At 67.0% G+C, this 960-nt stretch carries 1 protein-coding gene; it reads left to right on the top strand.

Going from position 1 to position 960, the window contains the following annotated elements:
- A partial coding sequence (locus ACLJPL_RS34005; protein ID WP_411084809.1) for an adenosylhomocysteinase occupies positions 1-960 on the top strand: 960 nt, incomplete at its 5' end.

Here is a 960-nt window from a genome sequence, read left to right as displayed (position 1 = left end):
CCGGATCCGTCGACGGCGGACAGTGAGGAGTACGCGCACATCCTCACCCTGCTGAACCGCACCCTCGGTGAGGCCCCGCAGAAGTGGACCCAGCTGGCGTCCGAGATCCGCGGCGTGACGGAGGAGACCACCACCGGTGTCCACCGCCTGTACGAGATGCACCGCGACGGCACGCTCCTGTTCCCCGCGATCAATGTGAACGACGCGGTCACCAAGTCGAAGTTCGACAACAAGTACGGCTGCCGCCACTCCCTGATCGACGGCATCAACCGCGCCACCGACGTCCTGATCGGCGGCAAGACCGCCGTCGTCCTCGGCTACGGCGACGTGGGCAAGGGCTGCGCGGAGTCCCTCCGCGGCCAGGGCGCCCGCGTGATCGTCACGGAGATCGACCCGATCTGCGCGCTGCAGGCGGCGATGGACGGCTACCAGGTCGCCACCCTCGACGACGTGGTGGAGCAGGCCGACATCTTCATCACCACCACCGGCAACAAGGACATCATCATGGCCTCGGACATGGCCAGGATGAAGCACCAGGCCATCGTGGGGAACATCGGCCACTTCGACAACGAGATCGACATGGCCGGCCTGGCCGCCGTCGACGGGATCGTCAAGGACGAGGTCAAGCCCCAGGTCCACACCTGGAAGTTCCCCGACGGCAAGGTCCTCATCGTGCTCTCCGAGGGCCGCCTGCTGAACCTCGGCAACGCGACCGGCCACCCCTCCTTCGTGATGTCGAACTCCTTCGCCGACCAGACCCTGGCGCAGATCGAGCTCTTCACGAAGCCCGCGGAGTACCCGACCGACGTCTACGTGCTGCCCAAGCACCTGGACGAGAAGGTCGCCCGCCTCCACCTCGACGCCCTCGGCGTCCGCCTCACGACCCTGCGCCCGGAGCAGGCGGCGTACATCGGAGTCGAGGTCGAGGGCCCCTTCAAGCCCGACCACTACCGCTACTGA

The organism is Streptomyces sp. cmx-18-6 (genome assembly GCF_046548915.1).
GTDB lineage: Bacteria > Actinomycetota > Actinomycetes > Streptomycetales > Streptomycetaceae > Streptomyces.
Note: the sequence above shows the minus strand (reverse complement) of the source record. Positions and strands in the feature narration are given on the sequence as shown.